This window comes from Paenibacillus zeirhizosphaerae (genome assembly GCF_030705605.1).
Lineage (GTDB): Bacteria > Bacillota > Bacilli > Paenibacillales > Paenibacillaceae > Paenibacillus > Paenibacillus zeirhizosphaerae.
The window spans coordinates 323,326-325,989 of sequence record NZ_JAPCKK010000031.1 but is presented as its reverse complement, the minus strand read 5'-3'; the positions used below and the strand labels follow the sequence as shown (position 1 = coordinate 325,989).

Below are 2,664 nucleotides of genomic sequence, written 5' to 3'. Positions count from 1 at the left end.
GAATGCCGAAACTGTCACTATCGTTCGAACGATGATCGAATCGGCGCTATGAATCTGTACCGCAAAGGAATCGAGTACATCGGTACAGGTACAACAGGAGTATAACTCTTGTTGTAGGGGCGAGGTCGACCGTCCTGATGTTCCAACACGCTAAGGTAGGAGCACGATAAGGTGCGTTTGCACTACCGGTTAGGAATAAGTCTAAAAGGCTTGTGCGAAACACAAGCACTGTCTACGAAGCAGGCAGAGACAAGCTCGTGGCTTTAGCCATGAGTTGTTGACCGCAAAGCAAATAAAAGAGTCCACCGAGTGTCCCGCTGATCGGTACTTTGCCGATGCTGCCACGCAAGTAAGATATAGCGTGAAAACACGATCGTTGTATGGCTGATGAGCAAATCGTAGGAGCGGCCTTGAAATTCTTTCTGCAGGCGCAGTATTACGGATCCGATCAGTCGAAAGGATGGCGAGCCATTCCTTCTTTTGGGAGCGATGGCGGAATGAACACCACCGTGACTGGAATCCCAGGCTCCAGTTCCGTATGGATTTGACACAAAATATGGCGATTTGAGCTTTCGAGCGGATAAGCGGCGGCGTACAGTTTCTTCAAGCGGGCGAGGAGTTCTACGGCTTTGCTGCGATTCCGTTCGAACATGTCATCGTCTAAAGAGTGCAGCTTCCTGTTGAAGACTTTAGGCTGCCCGGCTTATAAAATGGAACAGTATTGGGAAGTGATCGTCTTCCAAATGGATACAAATAGCAGAGCCACGCTTTGGCCAACGAAAAATGGAGAACGTCTCCTTGCGGATCTTCAGTGATAAATTGGTGAAAGAAAGTGTTTGAAAAATACTTGACTAATCGGTCTGAAATGAATATACTGAGTTCAGTAGGGAGGTGCAAGAAGAGGGTCAAACAAAATATTGCCTAGGTGGTAAAATTTTTTTGTTTATATAAGACCGAATGGTCAAAATAATTTGTGGAGGTTGATTAGATAATGTCTAAATTTACACCGAAATTATCGGTGCTCGATCTTTCGCCGATATTGGCGGGCGGATCAGCCCAACATGCATATCACCGTACCTTGGATCTTGCTCGTCACGCCGAGAAGCTCGGCTATCAGAGGATCTGGCTCGCTGAACACCACAACATGCCGGGAATTGCAAGTTCGGCTACATCACTACTTATTGGATATGTGGCATCTGGTACCGAGAAGATTCGAGTAGGTTCTGGAGGGGTTATGCTGCCGAATCATGCGCCGCTTATAATAGCTGAACAATTCGGCACGCTGGAGTCTATTTATCCTGGGCGCATTGATCTGGGCTTAGGCAGAGCTTCCGGTACCGATATGCGCGCGACCCGCGCTCTCCGGAGAACACTGGGGACGAGTGGAGCGGATTTCCCTAATCTGTTAAGCGAGCTGCGTGCATATCTCGATCGGTCTTCCGAGACAAATCATTTGGGAGTTCGTGCGATTCCAGGTGAAGGACTAAATATCCCTATGTGGCTCCTGGGTTCAAGCGATGTCAGCGCACAGTTAGCGGGAAGCCTTGGTATGCCCTTTGCTTTCGCCAGCCATTTTGCCCCAGATCAATTGCTCAGCGCGCTGGATGTGTATCGGAGTTCTTTCATTCCATCGAAAGAGCTGAAAGAGCCTTATGTCATGGTGGGATTGACAGTTATGGTGGCAGACAACATGGAAGAAGCGCAATTCCTTTCTACGTCGGATGCACAGCAAGTGTTGAGCCTCCTTCGCGGCCGTCCAGATGAACTTCAACCCCCGGTTGAAAATATGGATACGTTATGGAATCCGCAGGAGAAGGCGCTCATCTCCAAACAGCTGGATTTTGGCATCATCGGCGACCGCTCGACGATTAGAGAGAAGTTGTCCGCCATTTATGAAGCGACGAAAGCGAATGAATTCATCGTAACAACTCATATTTATGATCATCAAGCCCGCTTACGATCCTATGAAATTTTGGCTGAGACGGTGAAAGAAATGTGGCCTAATCGTAACATTGAGTAAGCTTAGGGAGGGATTGAAGAGGTAGAAAAGTTTCTCAAAAATAATTCTTGACTGAATGATCTGAAAATGCTATGATAATTCCAGATCGAACAGTCAATAATATGGAGGGAGGGATAAGCAAGCATAAACAAGAAACTAACGCAAGAATCCATACGAGAGCAAGCGCAAGAAACATTCTGGTATCTTCTGAAGTATTTGTCCGGCCGCAACATCGAGGTATGGATCGAACTGTGGCAGGAAGACGGAGTACTTGAACTGCCATACGGACCTGTAGGCCACGCAGAGAAGAATTCAGGGAAGTCCGAGCTGTACGCCTATATGAAGAATTTTCCGAAATTCAGACATACATCAGCGTTGTAGAGACGAAGAACGGGTTGGTCACGCGCTGTAGGGATTTCTGGTACAATTACAGCTCTCCTTTACTACGACCTTCAATCAGGTGAAAGTATTAAACGGATATTTTTTTCAAAATTTCGGACTGAATGATCTATAAAATAAAAATATAAACGGAGGAATCAACAATGACAAACCAAATGACGCAAGAGGCTGTAAGAGAAAGAGCGCAGGAGGCATTCCGCAACCATCTGAAGCATTTGTCGGGCGGAGATATTAAGGCATGGGTGGAGCTGTGGGAAGAGAACGGC

The 2,664-nt window shown here is 47.0% G+C and carries 1 protein-coding gene and 2 pseudogenes; 1 reads left to right on the top strand and 2 read right to left on the bottom strand.

All coding sequences use genetic code 11. The features are described from left to right. Positions 1 to 277: 277 nt before the first annotated feature. Both OIN60_RS22710 and OIN60_RS22750 read right to left on the bottom strand, forming a co-directional pair. Positions 278 to 437: pseudogene (locus tag OIN60_RS22710) on the bottom strand (IS4 family transposase); the annotation flags it as partial. A 6-nt stretch (positions 438 to 443) separates the two neighbouring features. Further along, positions 444 to 607: pseudogene (locus tag OIN60_RS22750) on the bottom strand (IS4 family transposase); the annotation flags it as partial. A 384-nt stretch (positions 608 to 991) separates the two neighbouring features. Between OIN60_RS22750 and OIN60_RS20710 the strand changes: the two are divergent. Then, positions 992 to 2,020 carry an LLM class flavin-dependent oxidoreductase gene (locus OIN60_RS20710; RefSeq protein ID WP_305756754.1) on the top strand — a complete coding sequence of 343 codons (1,029 nt, stop codon included), beginning with the start codon at positions 992 to 994 and terminating at the stop codon, positions 2,018 to 2,020. The last annotated feature ends 644 nt before the right edge of the window (positions 2,021 to 2,664 follow it).